This window comes from Microbacterium oleivorans (assembly GCF_023715745.1).
In the GTDB taxonomy this organism is placed as follows: domain Bacteria; phylum Actinomycetota; class Actinomycetes; order Actinomycetales; family Microbacteriaceae; genus Microbacterium; species Microbacterium oleivorans_D.
Genome location: NZ_JAMBOV010000002.1, coordinates 117,663 through 142,425, shown reverse-complemented (window position 1 = coordinate 142,425; position 24,763 = coordinate 117,663). Strand labels below are relative to the sequence as shown.

The following is a 24,763-nucleotide window of genomic DNA, read 5'->3' as shown; positions in this document are numbered from 1 at the left end:
GGATTCGATGACGCCCATCCCGCTGTGGGCATACGACGCTCGTCGCTCACCGCGTTCAGGAGTACCGTGGCCGGCATCCCGCCCCATCGCACACCTGGAGGTCCCGTGGCGGCGCTCGGCAACATCACCTTCTACGCGGATGACCCGCCTGCACTCGCGCGATTCTGGTCGGACGTCCTCGGCTACCCGTATGCGGAATGGGACGAGCCGCTGCGGAGCGAACTGCTCGCGTCGGGGCTGACCGACGCGGATCTCGCGAAGCGCGCCGTCGCCGAGGATCCCGGCGGACTCGGCCCGCGGCTCTTCTTCCATCATGCGGATCGAGCGAAGGAGGGCAGGAACCGGATCCACCTCGACGTCACCGCCCCACGGCGCACCGACGGGACCCCGGACATCGCGACCGAACGCGACCGGCTCATCGCTCTGGGCGCGACCGTCGTCCGGGAGGTCGAGCAGACCTGGGGTCCCTGGCCTGAGCACTACGTGCAGATGCAGGACCCCGAGGGCAACGAGTTCTGCCTGCAGTGACGCTCGGGCGACCGGGTCGTCAGGAGGTGACGACCTGCGCCGTCCCGAGGGGCGCGTCGGGTCCCATCTCATGAGCGAGGCGGTTCGCCTCCTCGATGAGAGTGGCCACGATGTCCTCTTCGGGAACGGTCTTGATGACCTCGCCCTTGACGAAGATCTGCCCCTTGCCGTTGCCCGATGCGACGCCGAGATCGGCCTCGCGAGCCTCGCCCGGACCGTTCACGACGCAGCCCATCACGGCCACGCGCAGCGGCACCGTCATGTCCTTGAGACCCTCGGTGACGTTGTCGGCGAGCGTGTAGACGTCGACCTGCGCACGCCCGCACGAGGGGCAGGAGACGATCTCGAGCTTGCGCTCGCGCAGGTTCAGGGACTGGAGGATCTGGTGCCCGACCTTGACCTCTTCGGCCGGGGGCGCCGAGAGCGAGACGCGGATCGTGTCGCCGATGCCTTCACCCAGCAGGATGCCGAAGGCCGTCGCGCTCTTGATCGTCCCCTGGAAGGCGGGTCCGGCCTCGGTGACGCCGAGGTGAAGGGGCCAGTCGCCGCGCTCGGCGAGCAGCCGGTAGGCCTTCACCATGACGACGGGGTCGTTGTGCTTGACCGAGATCTTGAAGTCGTGGAAGTCGTGCTCCTCGAAGAGCGAGGCCTCCCAGACGGCGCTCTCGACGAGCGCCTCGGGTGTGGCCTTCCCGTACTTCTCCAGCAGGCGCTTGTCGAGCGACCCTGCGTTGACACCGATGCGCAGCGACACCCCGGCGGCCTGGGCGGCCTTCGCGATCGCCCCGACCTGGTCGTCGAACTTGCGGATGTTGCCGGGGTTCACGCGCACTGCCGCACAGCCCGCGTCGATCGCCTGGAAGACGTACTTCGGCTGGAAGTGGATGTCGGCGATCACCGGGATCTGGCTCTTCGCCGCGATGATGTGCAGAACGTCGGCGTCATCCTGCGACGGCACCGCGACGCGGACGATCTCGCAGCCCGAGGCGGTGAGCTCCGCGATCTGCTGCAGCGTCGCGTTGATGTTCGTCGTGGGGGTGGTCGTCATCGACTGGACGCTGACGGGAGCGTCCCCACCGACGAGGACCTTCCCGACCTTGATCTGACGGCTCTTGCGGCGAGGGGCGAGGACCTCCGGCACGCGGGGCATCCCGATGTTGACAGCTGGCACGGCTCCAGCCTAAGCCGCGGGGAAGCGTCGGGCACGGCACCTGGCCGAGAGGATGCCGCGAGGGTCGCCTGTGGTAGGTTCGGCCCCATGTTCGCGAACCGCACGTGGTGGCGCTCCGCCTGAGGCGGACGCCGCGTGCATCCCGACGACCGCCTGAGCTGACAGCCCGGCGGTCGTTTCTCGTTTCCGGCGACCGCCCCGAACGGAAGATCCCCCATGACCGGCACCACCCCGATCATCCTCGCCGACCTCGCCGCGAGCGGCACGCCCTTCGCACTCCTCGCCCGCGACGGCGAGACCGTCGAAGTGCTCACCGGCGACGTCGTCGACGTCGAGCTGCTCGCCGACATCCCTCTCACCGACGCGACGGGTTCTCCGCACGAGGTCCTGGCGCTCGTCCCGTTCCGTCAGGTCGTCGAGCGCGGATTCGCGTGCCACGACGACGGCGCACCGCTGCGCTGCCTCGTCGTCGGCGAACGGCACGCCCTTCCCCTCGCGGACGCCCTCGCTCAGCTGCCGACGGCCCCCGTCACCCTCGAGGACGCGGGATTCGACATCGACGACGAGGCGTACGCCGACATCGTGCGCCGGGTCATCGCCGACGAGATCGGACGAGGTGAGGGCGCGAACTTCGTCATCCGCCGGGATTACGTCGCGCAGGTCGGCGGCGACCCGCTCACCGCGGGGCTCACGTGGTTCCGCGCCCTGCTGGAGCACGAGCGCGGCGCCTACTGGACCTTCCTCGTCTCGACCCCCGAGCACCTCGCCGTCGGTGCGAGCCCCGAAGCCCACGTGAGCGCTCAGGGCGGCGTCGTGACGATGAACCCGATCTCGGGGACGTTCCGGCACCCCGCAGGCGGGGCGACGGCCGAGACCCTGACCGAGTTCCTCTCCTCGACGAAGGAGACCGAGGAGCTCTTCATGGTCGTCGACGAGGAGCTGAAGATGATGTCGGCCGTCTGCAGCGACGGCGGCCGCATCACGGGCCCGCACCTCAAGGAGATGTCGCGGCTGACGCACACGGAGTACATGCTGCGCGGCACGAGCACGATGGATCCCCGCGACATCCTTCGCGAGACCATGTTCGCTCCGACCGTCACCGGCTCGCCCATGCAGAACGCCTGCACCGTCATCGCGCGCCACGAGCAGAGCCCGCGCGGCTACTACTCCGGCGTGGCCGCGCTCTTCACCCCGCGCACCGACGGCGGGCACGACCTCGACGCCCCGATCCTCATCCGCACGGCTTACGTCGTCGACGGACGCCTGCGGGTACCGGTCGGTGCGACCCTCGTACGCCACTCCGACCCGTACGGCGAGGTGGGCGAGACCCATGGCAAAGCGGCCGGCGTGCTGGGCGCCATCGGCGCGATCCCCCGCGACGTCGTGGCACGCACGATCGACGAGGATGCTCCCGCGCCCGTCGCGCGGCCGCTCGCCGACGACCCCGCGATCGCCGAGCTCCTCGCCTCACGCAACGCCCGCCTGGCGGCGTTCTGGCTGAACCCGCAGGGCGGGCCCGGGCACGGTCCGCTCGCCGGCCGCCGCGCCCTGGTCGTGGATGCCGAGGACCGTTTCACGACGATGCTCGCCCACCAACTGCGGCATCTCGGGTTCGACGTGACGATCGCGCACTGGTCGGATGCCTCGGACGCGGCCGTCGCCGCGGCCGACCTCGTCGTGTCGGGCCCGGGACCGGGCGACCCGCGGGACGCCGACAGCGCCCGCATCGCCCGTGTCCGCGAGATCGCGACGGCCCGCCTCGATGCCCGGGCTCCGCTGCTCGCGGTGTGCCTCAGCCATCAGGTCCTCGCCCACCGCCTGGGCATGGACCTCGCGCCGCTGGCGAGCCCGCACCAGGGGCTGCAGAAGACCGTCGACGTGTTCGGCGCGCCGGCATCCATCGGCTTCTACAACACCTTCACCGCGCGGGTCGCTCCCGGCACGACCGTCGTGGGGGCGACCGAGGTGTCCGCGGACCCCGAGACCGGCGACGTCTACGCGCTGCGAGGGCCGGCGTACGCGTCGGTGCAGGGGCACCTCGAGTCCATCCTCTCGCGCGACGGTCTCACGACCCTCGAGCGACTGGTGACGCACGCACTGAGCCCCGTCCAGGCGTGATCCGGAGCGTCAGCCCAGCAGCTGCACCGGGTTGACGATGTCGGCGAGGATGAGGGTCCCACCCATGATGATGAGGCCGATCACCACGATGTAGGTGATGGGCACGAGCTTCGTGGCGTCCACCGGGCCGGGAGCCCTCCGCCCGGTCATCCGTGCCCAGACGCGCTTCAGCCCGTCCCACAGCGCGACCACGACGTGGCCGCCGTCCAGCGGCAGCAGCGGCACGAGATTGAACACGAACAGGGCGATGTTGAGCGAACCCAGCAGAGCGAGCATGCCCGAGACCCGGTTGAGGATGGGCGTCTCGGTGGCGGCGACCTCGCCCGCCAGGCGACCCGCGCCCACCACCGAGAGCGGCCCGTTCGGATCGCGGCCGGCGCCGGTGATCGTGTCCACCGCCGTCTGATACACCCGCGCGGGCAGCTGCCAGATGATGCCGACGACCTGGCCGGTCTGTTCCATGGCCGCCTGCGGACCGTCCCAGATCGGCTGCGGGACGAACGCGACGGTCGCCGACATCCCGACGAAACCGACCTCGGCGGTCCTCGTGGTGCCGTCCTCCGCCGCGATCTCGCGTGTCGCGAGCACGGGCGTGACCTCGAGCGTCTGCCGCGCGCCGTCGCGCTCGACGACGACGGGGATGGTCTTCTCCGGGGACTCCTGGATGATCGCCGACGCCTCGGCGAAGCTCTCGACGAGTGTGCCGTCGACGGACACGAGGACATCGCCCGGACGGATGCCGGCGGCCGCCGCCGGCGACACGGGATCGTCCGCCGCGCACGTCGCCTGTGCGCTTCCGGCCGGGAGGACGCACTCGTTGACGGCGGCGACGGTCGTCGTGGCCGTCTGCACGCCGATGCCCGAGAACATGACCGCGAACAGGATGATGGCGAGCACGAGGTTCATCGCCGGTCCACCGAGCATGATGATGACGCGTTTGTAGACCGGCAGCTGATAGAACGCGCGGCCCGCGCCATCGCCCTTCAGGGTCTCCGCGTTCGCGGTGCGGGCATCCTGGATGAGCGTCTCGAACAGGCGCCGGCGTCGCGGGCGCGCCCCCTCCCCCTCGCCGGTCGTCGCCTTCGAGGGCGGATACATGCCCGCCATCGAGATGTAGCCGCCGAGCGGCAGCAGCTTGAACCCGTACTCGGTCTCCCCGATCCGACGCGAGAACACCGTCGGCCCGAATCCGATCATGTACTGGCCGACGCGGACCCCGAACGCCTTCGCGGGAGCGAGGTGTCCCACCTCGTGGAGCGCGATCGACACGGCGAGGCCGACCACGAGCACCACGACACCGATGATGAATGCGAGTACGGTCACGAGCGGACACGCTACCCCCGGACGCTATGAGGCGGCGATGACCTCGTCCGTCGTCGTCATGGTGTCGCGGATCTAGGCTGGGAGGGTGATGCCCCGTCCCGCCGACTCGCGACGCGTGCGTGTCGTGCGCGCGGGCGGCGCGGCGGCGATCGCGACGCTCACGGCGGCAGCGGCACACAGCCTCGGCGGTGGCACCGCCCCCGCACCCTGGCTCGTGGCGACCGTGACGCTCCTGGCCTGGCCCATCGCCCTGGCGATCGTCGGTTCGCGTCCGTCCGCGGCCCGCACGGGGATCGCCGTCGCGACGGCGCAGGCTCTTCTGCACGCCGCCTTCGCCCTCGTCGGCGACGTCCATCCGACCCTCGCCGCCGGTCATCATCACGGCGCGTTCACGCTCGCCGACGGCTCCGGTGCCGCGATGCCACTCGACGGCGCGATGATCGCCGGGCACACCCTCGCCGCCGTCGTCACCGCCGTGGCCGTCTGCCACGGCGAGCGGATGCTGCGCGTCCTGGCCCGAGGCATCCGCTCTCTGTGGGCGATCCGCGCTCCTCAGCTCCCGGCGATCGAGCGGCGCCCCGTCGCGATCCCCGACGGAGCGCCGCGGGGCGTCCGCCCCCGTCTGGCCCTCACCGACCTCTTCCGCCGAGGACCTCCTCGCTGAGCCGGCCGCCTCGCGGCGGCACGCTGCTCACCATTCCTCGCGGGGCCGCGCCCACGGGAGCGCTCCGCACACCTCTCGGAAGATCTCGACTCATGACCACTCGTTCCGCGCGCCGCTCGGCGCTGACCATCGCCGGTGTCGCCCTCGGCGGTGCGCTCGTCCTCGCCGCGCCTCTGGCGGCATCCGCCCATGTGCACGTCCACGCCGACGGTGCCGCCGCCGGCGCCACCTCGCGGCTGGACTTCTCCTTCAGCCACGGATGCGACGGCTCCCCCACGACCGCACTCGTCTTCGACGTCCCCGAGGGTGTGGCGAACGTCACCCCTGTCGTCGACGGCGTGTGGACCATCGACCGCGTCCTCGGCGACGACGGCACCCCGACGCAGGTCACCTACACCGCCGTGACGCCTGTCGAGGACGGTCTGGCGGCGTCGGCATCCTTCGACGCCCTGTTCTCCTCCGACGTCGGCGGCACCGACATCGCCTTCCCCGTCACCCAGGTCTGCGAGACGGGTGAGACGGCGTGGACCCAGATCGCCGAGGACGGTCAGGACCCGGACGACCTGGAGTCCCCAGCGCCGATCGTCGCGGTCGCCGCAGCCTCGGACGCCGCCGCGTCGGAGCACGGCGACGACCACGGCGCGGCCGAGGCCGAGGCCGCACCCGCTGTCGCCGCCGCGGAGAGCGCCCCGGTCGCGACGTGGCTCGGCGGCGGCGCTTTGGTCCTCGGCGCCGCGGCGCTCGTCGTCGCTCTGCTCAACCGCAGACGCGTCTGACCCCGGACGGCCGGAGGCCGGATGCGATGATGGGGGGACCATGCAGAACCCCGCCGCACCGCCCCCCGTCCTCCGGCCCTCGCACCCTCACGCCGTGCCGCTGCAGGCCGTCGCCGATCACCTCGGAGCGACGACGGCGGACGACCTCGCGGGTGTGTCCGTGCGCGGTGCGACCCTGGCGACCGCGGACCTGCGCGAGGGCGAGCTGTTCGTCGCCGTCCGCGGCGTGCACCGCCACGGCGCGGAGTTCGCCCCGGACGCGGTCGCCAAGGGCGCCGTCGCCATCGTGACGGATGCCGACGGCGCCGCACTGGTCCCCGCGCTCGGCGTGCCGGTCCTGGTGGTGGACGACCCTCGGGCGCGCCTGGGCGGGCTCTCCGCCTTCGTGTACGGGACCGGAGCGGATGCCGACCTCCCGCCGCTGCTGGCCGTCACCGGGACGAACGGCAAGACGAGCGTGACCCACCTCATGGAGGGCATGCTGCACGGGCTCGGTGTCACGACGGGGCTGTCCTCGACGGCCGAACGTCATATCGCGGGCGAGGTGATCCCGTCGCGCCTGACGACCCCGGAAGCCTCCGAGATGCACGCGCTGATCGCCCTCATGCGCGAGCGCGACGTCGATGCGATCCTCGTCGAGGTGAGCGCGCAGGCGCTCACCCGTCACCGCGTCGACGGACTCGTGTTCGACGTCGCGGGATTCACGAATCTGTCGCACGACCACCTCGACGACTACGCCGACATGGCGGAGTACCTCGCGGCGAAGGCGGCGCTGTTCGCGCCGGAACGTGCGCGGCGCGCGGTCGTGTGCGTGGACCAGCCGGCCGGGGTGGCGATCGCCGAGCGAGCCGAGATCCCGGTGACAACGGTCCTGACCCCCGCCATCGCCGAGGACCCGACGGTGGATGCCGACTGGCGCGTCGACCTCGTCGACGAGGCACCCGACGGGACGACCTTCACACTGTCGGGTCCCGCGGGCTCACTCACCACGACGGTGCCCGTCATCGGTCCCCACATGGCCTCGAACGCGGCCCTCGCGATCGTCATGCTGCTCGAGGCCGGCTGGGAGTGGGCGGGGCTCACCGCGCTGATCGATGGCCGGCGGATCGAGGCGCACCTCCCCGGACGCATCCAGCGCCTCTCCGGCGACGGCGGACCGGCGCTCTATCTCGACTTCGGTCACTCCCCCGATGCTTTCGCGAAGACCCTCGACGCCGTCCGCCGCGTGACCCCGGGGCGGGTCGTCATGGTGTGCGGCGCCAACGGCGACCGGGACACCACCAAACGCGCCGACATGGGCGCGGTCGCCGCGCTCGGGAGCGACATCCTCGTCGTGACCGATCAGCACCCCCGGTCCGAGGACCCGGCCGACATCCGGCGAGCCCTCATCGACGGAGCGCGCGCGGCGCGCCCGGACGCGGTCATACACGACGTCACTCCGCCCGAGGAGGCGATCGCGACGGCTGTCTCGCTCGTCGGCGAGGGGGATGCCATCCTGTGGGCGGGACCGGGCCATCAGCACTACCGCGAGATCCGCGGTGTCCGCACGCCGTTCGACGCCGCCGCGGCCGCCAGGGCTGCGCTGCGACGCGCGGGGTGGCCCGTCCCCGCCTGAGCCGGATCAGCCGGCGGCGATGAGGCGGTCGGCGGTCGCGCGCGCCCAGCGCTCCGCCTCGACGAGGGTCTGCCTCGTCAGCTCGGACGGAGGCTCGTGCGCGTCGACGACACGTGCGACGGTGTCGACGATGCCCAGGAAGGGCAGTGCACCGTCGTGGAACGCCTCGACCGCCTGTTCGTTCGCGGCGTTGAAGACGGCGGGGTAGGTGGAGCCGGCGACCCCGACCTGCTTCGCGAGCGAGACGCTCGGGAACGCGTCGGCGTCGAGCGGCTCGAAGCTCCAGGTGGACGCCGTCGTCCAATCCAGTGGCGTACCGACGCCGGCGACACGTCGCGGATGGTCGAGCGCGAGCGAGATCGGCAGTCGCATGTCGGGCGGAGACGCCTGGGCGATGGTCGACCCGTCGACGAACTCGACCATGGAGTGGACGATCGACTGCGGGTGGACGGTGACGTCGATGCGGTCGTAGGGCACGTCGAAGAGCAGATGCGCCTCAATGACCTCGAGCCCCTTGTTGACCAAGGTCGCGGAGTTCGTGGTGACGACCCGCCCCATGTCCCAGGTGGGGTGAGCGAGCGCCTCGCGCGGCGTGACGTCCTCCAGCTGTTCGCGGCTGCGGCCGCGGAACGGACCACCGCTCGCCGTCAGAACGAGACGTCGCACCTCGCCGGCATCGCCCGAGCGGAGGCATTGCGCGATCGCGGAGTGCTCCGAGTCGACGGGAACGATCTGCCCCGGCGCCGCGAGGCGCGTGACGAGCTCCCCGCCGACGATGAGGGACTCCTTGTTGGCGAGCGCGAGGACCCGCCCCGACTCCAAGGCCGCGAGTGTCGGTCCGAGCCCGACCGACCCGGTGATCCCGTTGAGGACGACGTCCGCGTCCACACCCCGCACAAGCTGCTCGGCGTCGTCCGCTCCGAGCGCGGTGTCGGCGACCCCGAACTCCCGCGCCTGAGCGCGCAGGCCCTCGGAATCCCGCCCGGCGGCGAGCCCGACGACCTCGAAGCGGTCGCGGTTCGCCCGGATGACATCGAGCGCCTGCGTCCCGATCGAGCCCGTCGAACCGAGGATCAGGATGCGTCGCATGCGCTTCACCCTACCCGCGGGCGCAGGGCCGATCGGGGAGCCGTCACTCGGCGGGGGCTCCTGCGGCCGGGGCCTGAGCACCGAGGATGTCGACGACGAACACGATCGTCTCGCCCTTCAGATCGGCCTCGTTGATCTCCCCCTCGCCGTAGCCCTCGGCGGGCGGGATCACGACCAGCACCTGCGACCCGACGGTCTGACCCTCGAGGGCCTTCTGGAAGCCTTCGACGTAGTTGGTGGTCGGGTAGGCGATCGGCGACCCGTTCTCCCACGTGGAGTCGAAGGTCTCGCCATTGGACCAACGGACGCCGGTGTACTGGATGAGGGCGTAGTCGCCCTTCTGGACCGTGTACCCGTCGCCCTTCTTGATGGTGGCGACCTCTGTCTCGGTGGGGGGCTCCTCACCCTCCGGGATGGCGATCGTCGGCGCGCCGTCGTCGGCGAGGGTCACCGTCGGGAAGCCGGCGGGTGCAGCCTGCGGCTCGCCCCACGCCGCGGTCGGGACCGTGTCGAGGAGGTCGAGCACGTACACCTCTGCCTGGGCGGTGTCGCTGGCCGGGAAGGTGGCGACGACCCGCTTGCCGACGTGTCCGCATCCGAAGACCTGACCGAGGACGGTGTCGGGCGACAGCTGCGACGGCAGGAACTGGCCGGGCTCGTAGCCGATGGTGGCGAGCTCCTTGCCGTCCTTCGCGTTGTAGGCGGTCATGGCGTAGGAGACGAACTCCCCCGCCTTCACCGCGGGACCGTCACCCTCATCGAGCACCGTGACCTGGAGTTCCGTGGGCTCCAGCGGCGTGGAGAACGTCGCCGTCGAGGGCGAACCGGCCTCGCCGTCGACCTTGACGGAATCGGATGCCTCGCCGGGCTGCGCCGCAGCGCTGCAGAGGTCGGCGGCAGGCGAGCCGGACGGGGAGGGGGCGGCGTTGTCGGCGGACCCGCACCCGGCCAGCAGGAGCGCGGCCACGGCGACGGCGGACAGGGCGGCGAAGGGACGAAGACGCACGGAGAAGACCTCACAGAGAAACAGGGATTGCCTCCATCCTCCCTCACCTTCTTTTGTCCGGGGTGTGAGTCGGCCATCCGGCTCGCCTCCGCGCCCCCCTCGGGCATGTCCGGGCCCGCATGGGTTTGGCAGTACCCTCATCTGGTGACCGAAGCGCCGATTCCCCCCGAGAACTCCGCCGGGTCATCCGACGACGAGCTCGCGCGCGCCGGGGCCCTCTACTACCTCGTGCGCTGGGGCTTCGGGCCGCTGGCGCGGCTGATCTATCGACCCCGCATCGAGGGTGTCGCCAACATCCCGCGGTCGGGTCCCATCATCCTGGCGAGCAATCACCTGAGCTTCATCGATTCGTTCGTCCTTCCGCTGTTCGCGCCGCGCCCGGTCTACTTCCTCGCGAAGTCGAGCTACTTCGACGGGTCGGGGGTCAAGGGCTGGTTCAGCAACCGCTTCTTCCGCGCCCTCGGCGCCACCCCGGTCCAGCGCGGTGCGGGCCAGGCGGCCCTCGATGCGCTCGATCAGCAGCGCCGCATCCTCCAGTCCGGCAAGGCGATCGCGCTCTATCCCGAGGGCACCCGCTCGCTCGACGGGCGCCTCTACAAGGGCCGCACGGGTGTCGCTTTCCTGGCCCTCGAGACGGGCGCGAAAGTGGTTCCGGTGGGGATCGTGGGAACCAACGACGCGATGCCGGTGGGCGCCAAGTGGCCGCGGATGACGCCGCGTGTGACGATCCGCTACGGCGAAGCCATCGATCTCTCGCACCACGGCCCGGCGTCATCCGGGCGCGCACGCCGTCAGGCGACCGACGACATCATGGCCGCGATCCACGCCCTCTCCGGCCAGGAGCTCGCGGGCGCCTACAACGAGGTGCCCGCGCAGAATCCCGTCGAGCGGCTCAAGCAGGTCCTCCCGCACGAGCGTCGCTGACGGTCACGACCGCCTCGTGGTGCACGGGGAAGTTGACCGAGTTGGCGATGAAGCACCACTCGTTGGCTTGGCGGTGCGCCGCCTCGGCGGCGGCGACCATGGCGGCGTCCGCGACCATCACGCGGGGATGGAGCGTGACCTCGCGGAACGCTCCACCGCCCCTGCCGTCGAGAACCATCGTGCCCGTGGCGTCGTCCTCGTAGGAGGTGACCACGACGCCCGACGTCACGCAGGCGTGCAGGTAGGACAACAGGTGGCATTCCGACAGGGCCGCGAGCAGGAGATCTTCGGGGTTCCACCGGGTGGGGTCGCCGCGGAACGGCTTGTCAGCCGATGCGAGCAGGTCGGGCTTGCCCTCGACCTCGACGGTGACGGCGCGGTCGTAGTCGCGGTACCCGCTCGTGCCGGTGCCCCGATCGCCTGTCCAACGGGTGGTCACACGGTAGTGGTGTTCGTCGTGCACGTCGCCAGTCTCGCACGCGCCACCGCCGCGGGTGCGGGAGGGCGCTGGGTAGGCTGGAAGTGTGCCTGAGACCTTCGCTGTGACGGATGCTGTCGAACTCGCCGTCGTCGAACGCAGCGGCTTCATCGAGTCCCGTCACGCCGGGTCGGCGATCGTGCTCGACCCGGACGGCGGCGTCGTCTCATCGCTGGGTGCCGTCGACGCGCCGATCCTCCCCCGCTCGACGCTCAAGCCGATGCAGGCCCTCGCGAGCGTCTCGGCGGGAGCGGCTCTCGAAGGAGCGCACCTCGCCGTCGCCACGGCCAGCCACTCCGGCACCGATCGTCACGTGGCCCTCGTGACCGACATCCTCAGCGCCGCCGGCCTCGCCGAGGATGCACTGCAGTGCCCGCCGTCGTGGCCCGGCGATCCTGCGACGCGCGACGAGATGACTCGGGAGCTCATCGGCCCGCAGCGAGTGCGCATGAACTGTTCCGGCAAGCACGCGGCGATGCTGCTGGCGTGCCAGACGAACGGCTGGGACACCGCCACCTACCTCGACCCGCAGCATCCGCTGCAGGTACACACGCGCGAAGTGATCGAACGCCTGAGCGGGACGAAGATCACGACGACGGCGATCGACGGCTGCGGCGCGCCGGTGCACGCGATGACGCTCGCTGCGCTGGCCCGGGCACTCCACCGCATCGGCGCGTCGTCCGAGAAGTCGCCGTTCGCGCTGCACCGGAGCGCGGGCGCGCTCGTCCGCGCGGTCCGCGAGAACCCGTGGGTGATCCAGGGCCCCGGTCAGCCCGACTCGGTCGTGACCGAACGGCTGGGCGTGTTCGCCAAGCACGGCGCGGAGGGCGTCATGGCGATGATCGCGCCGAACGGCACGACCGTCGTGCTGAAGATGCTCGACGGCAGCACGCGCGCCGGCGCCGTCACCGCGCTCACGCTTCTGGTCCGCGCCGGCGCATTGCAGGCGGCGGACGTCGCCCGCACGCTCGCCGATCTGCCGCTGACGGTGACCGGCGGAGGCCGGGACGTCGGAGTCATCCGCCCCACCGTCTGAGCGGACTGCACTTCGTCATGCTCCTTGGAGCAGGACGCGGCGTACCGGGCGGTCGGGAACGTGGAGCCACGCGCGACCGACGCCCGAGACGGCGAAAGGCGGCAGGTCTCGGGAGCCGACGAGGGCGCGGTACTCGGCCGCGCACGCCGCGTCGATGACCAGGTCGGCGTCGGCGCGCGCCGCGGTGAGCAGCCGCCACTGCGCGAGCCAGGCGTCGGGCGGTCCGATCACCACCCCGCCGCGGGTCAGCATTGCGTCCGTACCGACCGGGCAGACGGAGATCCCCCACCCTTCCCACTCCGCCGTCAGTCGGCGCATGCGCGCCCCGGCCGGGACGACGACCGCGGCGGGACGACGCCCCGGTTGCCAGGCCGCTGGCGTGTCACCGTCGCCCACGAGCGCGATGTCGCCGGCATCGGCGAGCTGCACAAGAGTGCGCCCGATGCGGCCGCGGCCGGGCGGGAGTTCGGAGAGGAAGTCGCTCGATTCGCCTCCCGCGGCCACGTGCTCGGCTCGGGAGCCCGTGCCGAGGATGAGGCGTCGCGGCACGAGCTCGAGCAGCCTGCCGACACCGCCGCCGACGCGCTGGGTCGTGAGGGCGATCCGGATGTCGCGCGAGCGCACCCCGCGAATGAAGTGTTCGAGCGCCTCCGCCGCGACGGCGCCGTATTCGCCGGGGAGGGCGGCGAGCACCATGTCCAGGTCGTCGATGAGTACCGTCGTGCCGGCGGGGACCCGTTCGAGTGAGGTCAGTGCGTCCCAGGCACCCTCCGGGTCCCCCGGAACCACCACGGGAGACGTCTGTGCGGCGATGACACGCAGCGCTCCCGTCCGTCCGCTCGCGGGGCCGCCCACGACGGCGAGCGCCGACTCCGTCCAGACGATGCTGCGCTGACGCTGCTGATCGGGCTCGTCGGCCGTCCCGAGCACGATGACGCCGCTCTGCCGCACCGCGTCGAGCGGGATCCGCTCCGCGAGCGCGGGCACCCACGGGCGTCGTGCAGGCGCACCGCCCTGGCGCGCCGCCGTCTCCGCGATCACCGTGGCATCGCACAGAGCGACGCGGACGGGTCGGGGCGCGGTGTCGCCGGAACGCCGGACGAGCGCCGTGCCGCGGGCGTCCGCCCGCCCGGAGAGCCGGGCGGCGTCGTCGACGCCCAGGACGGCGCGGGAGTCCGTCGCATCCGCGACGCGCAGCGCGATCCGCAGCGGAGCGTTCGCGAGCACGGCGTCGCGGAAGACGCCGTTCGCACGCTGCGCGGCGAGCACCAGATGGATGCCGAGGGCGCGGCCGCGCGCGGCGAGGTCGCCGAAAAGGTCATGCAGGACCGGATGGGCCGCCACGAGCGCCGCGTATTCGTCGACGACGATGACGAGCCGCCCCAGCTTCTCCCCCGCCTCGTCGAGGTCGCGCGCGCCCACGGAAGCGAGCGTGCGCTCCCGGAAACGGACCTCCGCCCGGAGGCTCTCGATGGCGCGCAGGGCGGTGGCCTCGTCGAGGTCCGTCAAGACGCCGGTGACGTGCGGGAGCGGCTCCAGGTGGTCGAAGGTGCGGCCGCCCTTGAAGTCGACCAGCAGCAGTCCGAGCTGCGCCGGTGTGTGTGCGGCGCAGAGCGACACGACCCAGGACGTGAGCAGCTCGCTCTTGCCCGCCCCCGTCATCCCGACGACGACGGCGTGCGGACCGTCGGCGACGAGGTCGACGGGAACGGCCGCTCCTCCGGCGCTGCCGAATGCCGCGGGCAGCGCGCGACCGCGGGCGGGCGGCGCATCCCGCAGCGTCTCGCGCAGGGCCAGGACTCCTGTGAGGTGCAGCGCCTGCGCGGCGGAGAGGACGTCCACGGTCACGTCGCGGGACCGACCATCGAGATCGAGTCGGGCGTGCGTGGGATCTGTGAGGCGCAGGACCGCACCGCACCGCGGCGGCGGAGGCGCCCCCTCGGGAACGACGACGATCGGGATGTCGACATCCCCGCCGACGAGACCACCTTCCTCCAGCACCTGCAGAAGCGGTCCGACGGCGGCGGCACGGTGAGGCGCGGTATCCGCCCACGCGGGTGCGTCGTCGCCCAGGCGCACGCGCCCGGGCGGGAGACACAGCAGCACCTGCAGGGCGAGCGCGCGGGCCACCGCCGCCGCCCCCGCGGGAGGACCGAGGACCGCCACACCGGTGGTGAGCGGGACGAGGACGGGCACCCCGTCGACCCGCGACGCGCGTCGGCGGAGTTCTTCGGCGGCGTCATCCCCGTCGCCGCCGGTGGTGCGGACGGTGCTGGAGTCCGTGCCGGAGCCGACGACCAGCGCGGTCTCGCGCTCCGGCACGATGCGCCAGATGGACTCCGGGCGCTCGAGGTAGTGCGCGATGTCGGGATGGGTGGCCCAGCGCTGCGAGCGCTCGTGATCGTGGCGTGTCGCGAGCTCGGCGTCGGCGAGGGTCAGCTCACGGCGGCGCGTCGCGGCATCCCTCTTCGCGGCGCGTTTCGACGTGCGGGCCGCGTCGGCGACCGAGGCGATCGCGATGAGAGGGCCGAGCGCAGCGAACAGGAGGGCGTAGGCGGAACCGGTCACCGCCCACAGCACGCCGGCGCCGATGACCGGGACCACCGCCGTCAGCAGCGGCAGTGGCGGCCGCGGTGCGGGATCGGCGCGGCGAGGGAGGGACAGCGGGTCGTCGGGGGCGAAGGTGGACACGGATCCAGGATCCGCGTCATCACCGGTGCGCTCGGGCGTGCCGGGGCGTCCTGGGGACGACGGGGCTCAGGGAGTGACCGGGGAGGAGATCTCGACGGTCGCAGTGTCCTCGTCGGCGGGGACGTGGCGCGCGCTCACGACGATGATCGAGACGTTGTCGCGCCCGCCGTTCTCCAGTGCCGCCTCGAGCATCGCGTCGACCGCGGCCGCCGGGTCCTCGTTCTGCAGGAGGAAATGGAGGATGCCGTAGTCGGTGAGCTCCTTGGTGAGTCCGTCGCTGCACACCACGAACCGGTCTCGATCGACCACCTCGAGACGGACGTAGTCGGGGACGACGCCGTCGCTCGGCCCCACGGCGCGGGTGATGACATTGCCGTACGGGTGGTTCTCCGCCTCCTCGGGGCTGAGCCTGCCGGCGGCGATGAGCTCCTGGACGACGGAGTGGTCGGTGGTCACCTGCGCGAGCGCCCCGTCCCGGAGGAGGTACACCCGGGAATCGCCGATGTTGAGCGTCACCCAGGTCGGCTCGTCACCGGTCAGATCGAGGTAGACGCCCGTCACCGTCGTGCCGGTGCCGTCGTCGGTGGTCTCCGCGTGCGACGCGATGTCGTCGACCGCGCGCTCGAGCGCGTCCTCGATGGCCTCCGGCGAGACTGTTCCACGATCGACCGCAGCGGACAGGCGCTCGACGGTGCGGGAGCTGGCGATCTCGCCGCCGATGTGGCCGCCCATGCCGTCCGCGACCACGAAGAGCGGGAAGGCCGACAGCACGGCGTCCTGATTGTTCTCACGACGGCGGCCCTGATGGGTGACCCCGGCCCAGCGCACCTCGATGGGGCCTGCGCCGGAGGGGACGACGCGGGACGAGGTGACGGCTTCGGGCACGCTCCCACCCTTCTTCCTGATCGGTGCAGCGTCCTCACACTCTAGTGGACGACCTTCCCCGTCATCACGCGGTGCGGGGCGTTGCCACGGACCAGTTCGCAGCACTACCTTTCGTGTGTGGCAGCGCACGCGCGCTGGAAGCCGCGCCACGCGGCGACGCCGACAGAAGGGCATACCGATGACAGACCCGAACACGCCGCCGCAGGACGGCCCCGCGTCCCCGCCTCCCTCAGGCGCGCCGACCCCGCCGCCGGGACAGAACCCCGGTGGGTATGCACCGCCGCCGCAGCAGCCGTACGCGCAGCAGCAGCCGTACGGGCAGCCGGGCTACCCGCAGCCGGGCTACGGGCAGCCGCAGCCGGGCGCGCCGCTCACCCCCGACCAGGACAAGCAGTGGGCGATGTTCGCCCACCTCGGCGGCATCGTCGGCTTCCTGCCGGCGCTCATCATCTGGCTCGTGTTCAAGGACCGCGGTCCCCGCACGAATGTCGAGGGCAAAGAGGCGCTGAACTGGCAGATCACCTTCACGATCGCCATGATCGTCGCCTACATCGTGGCCGGCATCCTGGCCTTCATCCCGTTCCTCGGCTTCATCGGCGGCCTGCTCCCGTTCGCCGTGTGGGTCGCGAACATCATCTTCTCGATCCTCGGCGCGGTGCGGGTGAACGCCGGCGGCAGCTACCGCTACCCGGTCACCTTCCGCTTCATCTCGTAGCGGGCAGGGCGACGAGCTCGAGCTCGCCGGCCGCCGATGGGCGCAGGACGATCCCTTCGTCCTGCGCCCATCGCACGAGGGCGTCCTGCCCGGCGACCTCCGGCCGGGACGCCGAGAGCCGCCGGACGAGCTCACCCTTCGCGTGCTTGTTGAAGTGGTTGAGGGCGCGGACGGCGCCGTCCGGACCCTCCGACACGACACGCACGTACGCCTGCGGGATCCCGCTCGGGACCGGGCCGAGCGCCTCGTACGCCTCCGAACGCAGGTCGAGGACGAACGACGGTGCCGATGCCGCGATCGCGGCACCGACGGCATCCGCCCACAGGGCCCGCATCGTCGGCAGTCCCGGGACACGGATGCCGGCACCCAGCCGATACGCCGGGATCGGGTCCAGTGCCCCCACCAGACCGAACGGGGCGGAGTGGATCGCGACGTGCGCTCCCACCCACGCCCGCGCGGGAGCGTCGAGTGAGGCCGCGTCGAGTGCGTCGAAGAGCACGCCGGTGTACCGGTCGAGGGCCGGCATGGTGGGCGAATCCCGAAGAGCTGCGTTCAGCGCGACCTCGCCCCGCTGACGCGTCGACAGCTTGAGCACGCGCGCCGCGGCGTCTTCGTCCCCACTGAGCGCGACGAGCGCGTCCATCACCTGCTCGCGCGCGGAGGACAGCTGGGGGTAGGCGAGCGCGTCGGGGCGCCACGACGGTCCGTCACCGCCGGCGCGTTTCGTCTCGGACGGCGGGAGCAGGATCAGCATGGAGAGACCTCCGGGAAAAGCGCAGCGCCGCCCGGCGAACCGGGCGGCGCTGCGTGAAAGGGGTGTCAGGACTGCAGAGCTGCGTTCCCGGCCACGATGGTGAGCTCGTCGTTCTCCATCGAGAGGAAGCCGTCCTCCGCCGTCGCGACGATCTTCTCGCCGTTCGACTGCGTGATCCGGACTTCGCCCTCCGCGAGGATGGCGAGCACGGGCTCGTGACCGGACATGAAGCCGATCTCGCCCTCGACCGTCTTGGCCACGACGAGGCTCGCCTCGCCGTGCCAGACCTCCGCCTCAGCGGAGACGAGGGTGACGGTCAGCGCCATGTCAGCCGTTCTCCTTCTGGATCTGCGCCCACTTCTCTTCGACGTCGGAGATGCCGCCGACGTTGAAGAAGGCCTGCTCGGCCACGTGGTCGAAGTCGCCCTTGACGATCGCGTCGAACGACTCGATGGTCTCCTTGATCGGGACCGTGGAGCCTTCGACACCGGTGAACTTCTTCGCCATGTAGGTGTTCTGCGAGAGGAACTGCTGGATGCGGCGTGCACGCGACACGACGATCTTGTCCTCTTCGGAGAGCTCGTCGACACCGAGGATCGCGATGATCTCCTGCAGTTCCTTGTTCTTCTGCAGGATCTGCTTCACGGCGGTGGCCACACGGTAGTGGTCCTCGCCGATGTAGCGCGGGTCGAGGATGCGGCTCGTCGAGGTCAGCGGGTCGATCGCGGGGTACAGACCCTTCGAAGCGATCTCACGCGAGAGCTCGGTGGTCGCGTCGAGGTGCGCGAAGGTGGTCGCCGGAGCCGGGTCGGTGTAGTCGTCGGCGGGGACGTAGATCGCCTGCAGCGAGGTGATCGAGTGACCGCGGGTCGACGTGATGCGCTCCTGGAGCACACCCATCTCGTCGGCGAGGTTCGGCTGGTAACCCACGGCGGAGGGCATGCGGCCCAGCAGCGTGGACACCTCGGAACCGGCCTGCGTGAAGCGGAAGATGTTGTCGATGAACAGGAGGACGTCCTGCTTCTGGACGTCGCGGAAGTACTCCGCCATCGTCAGGGCCGACAGCGCGACGCGCAGGCGCGTCCCCGGCGGCTCGTCCATCTGGCCGAAGACGAGGGCCGTCTTGTCGAAGACGCCCGCCTCCTCCATCTCGCCGATGAGGTCGTTGCCCTCACGGGTGCGCTCACCGACACCGGCGAACACCGACACACCACCGTGGTCCTGCGCCACGCGCTGGATCATCTCCTGGATGAGGACGGTCTTTCCGACACCAGCACCACCGAAGAGGCCGATCTTCCCACCCTGCACGTAGGGGGTCAGGAGGTCGATGCTCTTGATGCCGGTCTCGAACATCTCGGTCTTGGACTCGAGCTGGTCGAAGTTCGGCGCCTGACGGTGGATGCCCCAGCGCTCGGTGACCTCGATGGTCTCGCCCGGAGCGGCGTTGAGGACATCACCGGTGACGTTGAACACCTTGCCCTTGGTGACGTCGCCGACGGGGACCGTGATGGGACCGCCGGTGTCGCGCACCTCCTGGCCGCGGACCATGCCGTCGGTCGGCTTCAGCGAGATGGCGCGGACGAGGTCGTCGCCGAGGTGCTGCGCGACCTCGAGCGTGATCTCGGTCGACTCGTCGCCGATGGTGATGGTGGTCTTGAGGGCGTTGTAGACCTCGGGGATCGAGTCGTGCGGGAACTCGATGTCGACGACCGGGCCGGTGACGCGCGCGACGCGGCCGACGACGGGGGTCTCCGTCTTCTCAGCGGTGAGGCTCATGGCTTCTCTTCTTTCGTGTGGTCTATTTGCCCGACGCCAGCGCGTCGGCGCCGCCGACGATCTCGGCGATCTGCTGCGTGATCTCCGCCTGACGCGCGTTGTTGCGCAGGCGGGTGTAGTCGGTGATGAGCTTGTCGGCGTTGTCGCTGGCGGACTTCATCGCCTTCTGCGTGGCGGCCTGCTTGGCGGCGGACGACTGCAGGAGCGCGTTGAACACGCGGCTCTGCACGTACACCGGCAGCAGCGCGTCGAGGACCGTCTCGGCATCCGGTTCGAACTCGTAGAGCGGGTAGACCTGGCTGGACGCCGCATCATCCGCCTCGACGACCTCGAGCGGCAGCAGACGGACCGTCTCCGGCGTCTGCGTCATCATGCTGACGAAACGGTTGTAGACGAGGTTGATCTCATCCACGCCGCCCTCTTCGCCGCCTTGCTCGTACGCGGCGATCAGCGCGGCGGAGATATCCTCCGCCGTCGAGAAGGCCGGGGTGTCGGTGTCGCCGATCCACTCCCCCGCCGTCGCGATGCGACGGAACTGGAAGAACCCGACCGGCTTGCGGCCCACGAGGTAGTAGACCGGCTCGACGTTCTGGCTGCGCAGCAGCTCACCGAGCTGCAGCGCCTCCCGGATGACCTGCGAGTTGAACGCGCCGGCGAGTCCGCGGTCGGAGCCGAAGACGACGACGGCCGACCGACGGATCTGCTCCCGCTCGGTGGTCAGCGGGTGCTGGACGTTCGAGTGCGTCGACACGGCGGAGACGGCACGCGTCACGGCCCGCGCGAAGGGGTTGGACGCGCGCACGCGCGCCATCGCCTTCTGGATGCGCGAAGCCGCGATGAGTTCCATCGCCTTCGTGATCTTCTTGGTCGTCTGAGCAGAAGAGATCTTCTGCTTGTAGACCCTGAGTTGTGCGCCCATTGGTTATGAGTCTCCCGTCGGCGTCAGCCGCGGCGGCCCTTGACGATCTTCTCCTGGTTCACGTCGTCGACCTCCGCAGCGGCGACCGCCTCGTGACCCGGCGCGCCGAGTGCCTGACCCTTGCCGCCCTGGAACTCGAGGACGAAGGCGTCGACCGCCTTCTCGAGCTCCGCGACGGTGTCGTCACCGAGGACGTTCGTCTCGCGCAGCGTGTCGAGGATCGACGTGTTCCGCTTCAGGTGGTCGAGCAGCTCGCGCTCGAAGCGGAGGACGTCCTCCACCTCGATGGTGTCGAGCTTGCCGTTGGTGCCGGCCCAGATCGAGACGACCTGCTCCTCGACCGGGTACGGCGAGTACTGCGGCTGCTTCAGCAGCTCGGTCAGACGCGCACCGCGGGCGAGCTGACGACGCGAGGCGGCGTCGAGGTCGGAGGCGAACATCGCGAACGCCTCGAGCGAGCGGTACTGGGCGAGCTCGAGCTTGAGCGTTCCCGAGACCTTCTTGATCGACTTGACCTGAGCGTCACCGCCGACGCGCGAGACCGAGATGCCCACGTCGACCGCGGGACGCTGGTTGGCGTTGAACAGGTCGGACTGCAGGAAGATCTGGCCGTCCGTGATCGAGATCACGTTGGTCGGGATGTACGCCGAGACGTCGTTGGCCTTGGTCTCGATGATCGGCAGGCCGGTCATCGAGCCGGCGCCGAGGTCGTCGGAGAGCTTCGCGCAACGCTCCAGCAGACGCGAGTGCAGGTAGAACACGTCGCCGGGGTACGCCTCGCGGCCCGGCGGGCGGCGCAGCAGCAGCGACACGGCACGGTAGGCCTCGGCCTGCTTCGACAGGTCGTCGAAGATGATGAGGACGTGCTTGCCCTCGTACATCCAGTGCTGGCCGATGGCCGAGCCCGTGTACGGAGCGAGGTACTTGAAGCCGGCGGGGTCGGATGCCGGGGCCGCGACGATCGTCGTGTACTCCATGGCACCGGCGTCCTCGAGCGCGCCCTTCACCGAAGCGATGGTCGAGCCCTTCTGGCCGATCGCGACGTAGATGCAGCGGACCTGCTTGGTGACGTCGCCCGACTCCCAGTTGGCCCGCTGGTTGATGATCGTGTCGATCGCGATGGCCGTCTTGCCGGTCTGGCGGTCACCGATGATCAGCTGACGCTGACCGCGGCCGACGGGGATCATCGCGTCGATGGCCTTGATGCCGGTCTGCATCGGCTCGTGCACCGACTTGCGCTGCATGACGCCGGGAGCCTGGAGCTCGAGCGCGCGGCGGCCGGTGGTCGCGATCTCGCCGAGACCGTCGATCGGGTTGCCGAGCGGGTCGACGACACGGCCGAGGTAGCCCTCGCCCACACCGACCGAGAGGACCTCGCCCGTGCGGGTGACCTTCTGACCGGCTTCGATGCCGGCGAAGTCGCCGAGGACGACGACACCGATCTCGTGCTCGTCGAGGTTCTGCGCGAGGCCCTCGACACCGTTCTCGAAGCGGACGAGCTCGTTCGCCATCACGCCGGGCAGACCCTCGACGTGGGCGATGCCGTCCGCGGCGTCGACGACGGTGCCGACCTCGGTCGCCGCTGCCCCGGTGGGCTCGTAGGCGGCGACGAAGTCTTTCAGCGCGTCACGGATGACGTCGGGGCTGATGGACAGTTCTGCCATGGTCTTCCTTCTTAGTGAGGTCTTGTGGCGGGCACCTGGCCTGCCGGGTCCGCTCCTCGGTGGAGCGGGAAGAGTCAGCCCGCCAGACGCTGGCGGAGGTCGCCCAGTCGGGACGAGACGGTGGCGTCGATCACGTCGTCGCCGATCTCGATCCGGATGCCGCCGACGACGTCCGGGTCGATGACGACGTTGAGCGAGACCTCGGTGTCGTAGCGCGCAGCGAGCGTCCGCTGGAGCCGCTCGGTCTGCGCCGGCGTGAGCTCGGCGGCCGCGAACACCGTCGCCACCGCCCGTCCGCGCTGGTCGGCGACGACGCGGAGCGCCCAGCTGAGCATCGAGCGGAAGCGCCGCTCCCGCGGGAGCTGCGCGAGCGAGGCCACGATGATGACCGTCGGCTCGGCGGCCCGACCGGCGAGCAGCTTCTCGATGAGGGCGCCCTTGGCGGATGCCTCACCCAGGCGGCTGCCGAGCGCGAGTTCGAGCTCGGGGTTGGCCGCGATCGTCCGGGCCACCGAGAACAGCTCGGCCTCGATGTCGGCCTGCGGCGCTGCGATGGCGGCGGCACGGATGCCCGCCTCCTCGATGCCGGTGAGCAGATCGGCGGCCGAAGACCACCGCTCGCGCACGGCGGCGTCGAGGACGGCGACCGTGGCCGGCGCGAACGTGCCGAACACGCTCGCGACGACCTTCTGCCGCCCCTCCGCAGGCGCCGACGCATCGGAGAGCGCGCCGCTCAGCTGCGACGAGCCGGCCAGGACGCGGACCGCGGCGAACAGCTCGCGGGCGACGTCGAGGTCGACGCCCGGCGCGGCCTGCAGGGCCGACGTCGTCGCCGCGAGGGCCTGAGTGGTCGCGCTGCCCATTACTTGGCCGCCTTCTCGGATGCCTCGAGGTCGGCGAGGAAGCGGTCGACCACGGCCTGGGCCCTGGCGTCGTCCGACAGGGTCTCGCCGATCACACCGCCGGCGAGGTCGAGGGCGAGTGTGCCCACCTCGCTGCGGAGCGAGACGAGCGCGCTCTGGCGCTCGGCCTCGATCTGGGAGTGCGCCGCGGCGGTCAGACGCGCGGCCTCGGTGGCAGCGGTGTCCTTGGCCTCGGTGACGATCTTCTTGCCGTCCTCGCGGGCGGCCTCACGGATCTCACCGGCCTCCTTGCGAGCCTCGGCGAGCTGCGCCGTGTACTGCTCGAGGGCGGCTTCCGCCTTGCGCTGCGCCTCGTCGGCCTTTGCGATGTTGCCTTCGATGGCGGCAGCGCGCTGGTCGAGCAGAGCCTGCATCTTCGGCAGGGCGACCCGCCAGAAGACGAACAGGATCACGACGAAGCAGACGCCCGACCAGATGATGTCGTACCACGCGGGGATGAGCGGGTTGTGCGCCTCGCCCTCTTCTGCGGCGTACGCGACAAGAGCGTTCAGCATCCTGTCTCCTTAGGAATCTGTTCGGGGATCAGACGAAGATGAAGTAGGTCGCGATGCCGATGAAGGCGAGCGCCTCGGTGAAGGCGATACCGATGAACATCAGGACCTGGAGACGACCGGCCAGCTCGGGCTGACGGGCCACGCCCTCGATCGTCTTGCCCACGACGATGCCCACGCCGATGGCGGGACCGATGGCGGCGAGGCCGTAGCCCATCGTCGCGACGTTGCCCTCGAGGGCGGCGAGAACCGTAGTTGCGTCCACGGAGGTGTTTCCTTTCGGTTGGATGGTTCGGCGTGCGCCGGACCGCTTAGTGCTCTTCTGCCACCGCGAGCTGGATGTAGACCGCGGTGAGGATGGCGAAGACGTAGGCCTGGAGGAAGGCGACGAAGATCTCGAACAGCGTGAAGGCGAACCCGAACGCGAGCGTGCCTGCAGCGAGGGCGGAGAACCAGCCGCCGATATCGAGGAGGAAGAACTGGGTCGCTGCGAAGAACAGGACCAGCATGAGGTGCCCGACGATCATGTTCATCAGCAGACGCAGCGTCAGCGTGACGGGTCGGATGATGAAGGTCGAGAGGAACTCGAGCGGGATGATCAGGATGTAGAGGAACCACGGCAGCCCGGGAGGCATGAGCGAGTTCCGGAAGAAGTTGCCGGGGCTCGCCTTGATGCCGGCGTAGATGAAGGTCACGTACGCGACGAGGGCCAGCAGCAGCGGGACGGCGACGATCGAGGAGCCCGCGATGTTCAGGAACGGGATGACACCCGTGATGTTCATGAACAGCACCATGAAGAAGATCGTGGTGAGGATCGGCAGGAAGCGGCGGCCGTCCTTCTTGCCCAGAAGGTCCTCGGCGATGTTGACGCGGACGAAGTCCAGGCCCATCTCCACGACGCTCTGGAAGCGACCGGGGACGACCGTCATGCGACGGGTACCGAGCCAGAAGATGAGGACGATGGCGACCGTCGAGAGCATCTGGATCAGGTGGATCCGGTGGATGACGAGTCCGCCGATCTGGATCACCGCGTCGGGGAAGAACTCCGAGATGGACGGCCCGTGGAACTCAGGGGCATCTTGGGCGGCAGTAGCGATCAGGGTCGCAGCTTGAGTAAACAGCGCTGGCTCCAGCTTCGGGGCGTCGATCTAAGGATCGGGCGACGATGGTCGGTGAGCTGACTCCGCAGACGTTCCCGTCGGGATCAGGCGGGCTCG

The 24,763-nt window shown here is 70.5% G+C and carries 24 protein-coding genes; 8 read left to right on the top strand and 16 right to left on the bottom strand.

The features are described 5' to 3' along the window. The first annotated feature begins 66 nt into the window (after positions 1–66). The gene (locus M3190_RS05470; protein WP_251579311.1) at positions 67–528 is read left to right on the top strand and encodes a VOC family protein; all 462 of its coding nucleotides are present in this window, start codon (positions 67–69) and stop codon (positions 526–528) included. A 19-nt stretch (positions 529–547) separates the two neighbouring features. On the opposite strand, the gene ispG is transcribed toward M3190_RS05470, so the two are convergent. Then, positions 548–1,699 (bottom strand): flavodoxin-dependent (E)-4-hydroxy-3-methylbut-2-enyl-diphosphate synthase, encoded by a 1,152-nt coding sequence (gene ispG / locus M3190_RS05465; RefSeq protein WP_251579309.1) that lies wholly within the window; start codon positions 1,697–1,699, stop codon positions 548–550. Between the two features lie 216 nt (positions 1,700–1,915). Here ispG and M3190_RS05460 point away from each other — a divergent pair, with 216 nt between their 5' ends. Then, the gene (locus M3190_RS05460; RefSeq protein ID WP_251579307.1) at positions 1,916–3,817 is read left to right on the top strand and encodes a chorismate-binding protein; all 1,902 of its coding nucleotides are present in this window, start codon (positions 1,916–1,918) and stop codon (positions 3,815–3,817) included. A 9-nt stretch (positions 3,818–3,826) separates the two neighbouring features. On the opposite strand, the gene M3190_RS05455 is transcribed toward M3190_RS05460, so the two are convergent. Next, a complete protein-coding gene (locus tag M3190_RS05455) occupies positions 3,827–5,140 on the bottom strand; it encodes a M50 family metallopeptidase (protein WP_251579305.1) in 1,314 nt (437 codons plus the stop codon). A gap of 88 nt (positions 5,141–5,228) precedes the next feature. Here M3190_RS05455 and M3190_RS05450 point away from each other — a divergent pair, with 88 nt between their 5' ends. The 3 genes from M3190_RS05450 (at position 5,229) to M3190_RS05440 (ending at position 8,195) form a co-directional block, all read left to right on the top strand. After that, entirely contained in the window at positions 5,229–5,804 is a 576-nt protein-coding gene (locus tag M3190_RS05450; RefSeq protein WP_251580408.1) for a hypothetical protein, read from the top strand. A gap of 92 nt (positions 5,805–5,896) precedes the next feature. Then, positions 5,897–6,580 carry a DUF1775 domain-containing protein gene (locus tag M3190_RS05445; protein ID WP_251579303.1) on the top strand — a complete coding sequence of 228 codons (684 nt, stop codon included), beginning with the start codon at positions 5,897–5,899 and terminating at the stop codon, positions 6,578–6,580. Positions 6,581–6,620: 40 nt separating this feature from the next. Further along, entirely contained in the window at positions 6,621–8,195 is a 1,575-nt protein-coding gene (locus tag M3190_RS05440; protein ID WP_251579301.1) for a Mur ligase family protein, read from the top strand. A 6-nt stretch (positions 8,196–8,201) separates the two neighbouring features. Here M3190_RS05440 and dxr read toward each other — a convergent pair whose 3' ends face one another. Beyond that, a complete protein-coding gene (gene dxr, locus M3190_RS05435; RefSeq protein ID WP_251579299.1) occupies positions 8,202–9,284 on the bottom strand; it encodes a 1-deoxy-D-xylulose-5-phosphate reductoisomerase in 1,083 nt (360 codons plus the stop codon). Positions 9,285–9,327: 43 nt separating this feature from the next. After that, entirely contained in the window at positions 9,328–10,290 is a 963-nt protein-coding gene (locus M3190_RS05430; protein WP_251579297.1) for an FKBP-type peptidyl-prolyl cis-trans isomerase, read from the bottom strand. A 144-nt stretch (positions 10,291–10,434) separates the two neighbouring features. Here M3190_RS05430 and M3190_RS05425 point away from each other — a divergent pair, with 144 nt between their 5' ends. Continuing rightward, positions 10,435–11,214 carry a lysophospholipid acyltransferase family protein gene (locus M3190_RS05425; protein WP_251579295.1) on the top strand — a complete coding sequence of 260 codons (780 nt, stop codon included), beginning with the start codon at positions 10,435–10,437 and terminating at the stop codon, positions 11,212–11,214. On the opposite strand, the gene M3190_RS05420 is transcribed toward M3190_RS05425, so the two are convergent. Continuing rightward, positions 11,183–11,677 (bottom strand): OsmC family protein, encoded by a 495-nt coding sequence (locus M3190_RS05420; protein WP_251579293.1) that lies wholly within the window; start codon positions 11,675–11,677, stop codon positions 11,183–11,185. The genes M3190_RS05425 and M3190_RS05420 overlap by 32 nt on opposite strands. A gap of 61 nt (positions 11,678–11,738) precedes the next feature. On the opposite strand from M3190_RS05420, the gene M3190_RS05415 reads away from it, so the two are divergent. After that, on the top strand, positions 11,739–12,728 hold the full coding sequence (locus M3190_RS05415; RefSeq protein WP_251579291.1) for an asparaginase: 990 nt from the start codon (positions 11,739–11,741) through the stop codon (positions 12,726–12,728). Between the two features lie 15 nt (positions 12,729–12,743). Here the strand turns inward: M3190_RS05415 and M3190_RS15490 are convergent, their stop codons facing one another. Next, entirely contained in the window at positions 12,744–15,419 is a 2,676-nt protein-coding gene (locus tag M3190_RS15490; RefSeq protein WP_251579289.1) for an FtsK/SpoIIIE domain-containing protein, read from the bottom strand. A 66-nt stretch (positions 15,420–15,485) separates the two neighbouring features. Then, entirely contained in the window at positions 15,486–16,304 is an 819-nt protein-coding gene (locus M3190_RS05405; protein ID WP_251579287.1) for a PP2C family protein-serine/threonine phosphatase, read from the bottom strand. A 178-nt stretch (positions 16,305–16,482) separates the two neighbouring features. Between M3190_RS05405 and M3190_RS05400 the strand changes: the two genes are divergently transcribed. Continuing rightward, positions 16,483–17,019, top strand: a complete 537-nt coding sequence (locus M3190_RS05400; protein WP_251579285.1) for a DUF4870 domain-containing protein — start codon at positions 16,483–16,485, stop codon at positions 17,017–17,019. Here the strand turns inward: M3190_RS05400 and M3190_RS05395 are convergent. From M3190_RS05395 to atpB, 9 genes are all read right to left on the bottom strand, one after another. Further along, positions 17,009–17,773: a YaaA family protein gene (locus tag M3190_RS05395; RefSeq protein WP_251579283.1), complete on the bottom strand. Its 765-nt coding sequence runs from the start codon at positions 17,771–17,773 to the stop codon at positions 17,009–17,011. The genes M3190_RS05400 and M3190_RS05395 overlap by 11 nt on opposite strands. A gap of 65 nt (positions 17,774–17,838) precedes the next feature. After that, complete coding sequence (locus M3190_RS05390; RefSeq protein ID WP_064001487.1) at positions 17,839–18,099, bottom strand: F0F1 ATP synthase subunit epsilon; 261 nt, start codon at positions 18,097–18,099, stop codon at positions 17,839–17,841. A gap of 1 nt (position 18,100) precedes the next feature. Beyond that, positions 18,101–19,549: a F0F1 ATP synthase subunit beta gene (gene atpD / locus M3190_RS05385; RefSeq protein ID WP_251579281.1), complete on the bottom strand. Its 1,449-nt coding sequence runs from the start codon at positions 19,547–19,549 to the stop codon at positions 18,101–18,103. Positions 19,550–19,571: 22 nt separating this feature from the next. Then, a complete protein-coding gene (locus M3190_RS05380) occupies positions 19,572–20,468 on the bottom strand; it encodes a F0F1 ATP synthase subunit gamma (RefSeq protein WP_251579279.1) in 897 nt (298 codons plus the stop codon). A 23-nt stretch (positions 20,469–20,491) separates the two neighbouring features. Beyond that, entirely contained in the window at positions 20,492–22,132 is a 1,641-nt protein-coding gene (atpA, locus tag M3190_RS05375; RefSeq protein WP_251579276.1) for a F0F1 ATP synthase subunit alpha, read from the bottom strand. 74 nt (positions 22,133–22,206) lie between these two features. Beyond that, positions 22,207–22,995, bottom strand: coding sequence for a F0F1 ATP synthase subunit delta (locus M3190_RS05370; protein WP_251579274.1), 789 nt, complete (start codon positions 22,993–22,995; stop codon positions 22,207–22,209). Beyond that, positions 22,995–23,549: a F0F1 ATP synthase subunit B gene (locus M3190_RS05365; protein ID WP_251579273.1), complete on the bottom strand. Its 555-nt coding sequence runs from the start codon at positions 23,547–23,549 to the stop codon at positions 22,995–22,997. Before M3190_RS05365 ends, M3190_RS05370 begins: the two co-directional genes overlap by 1 nt. A gap of 28 nt (positions 23,550–23,577) precedes the next feature. Further along, the gene (gene atpE, locus M3190_RS05360) at positions 23,578–23,811 is read right to left on the bottom strand and encodes an ATP synthase F0 subunit C (RefSeq protein ID WP_064001481.1); all 234 of its coding nucleotides are present in this window, start codon (positions 23,809–23,811) and stop codon (positions 23,578–23,580) included. A gap of 46 nt (positions 23,812–23,857) precedes the next feature. After that, the gene (atpB, locus tag M3190_RS05355; protein WP_251579272.1) at positions 23,858–24,574 is read right to left on the bottom strand and encodes a F0F1 ATP synthase subunit A; all 717 of its coding nucleotides are present in this window, start codon (positions 24,572–24,574) and stop codon (positions 23,858–23,860) included. Positions 24,575–24,763: the final 189 nt, after the last annotated feature.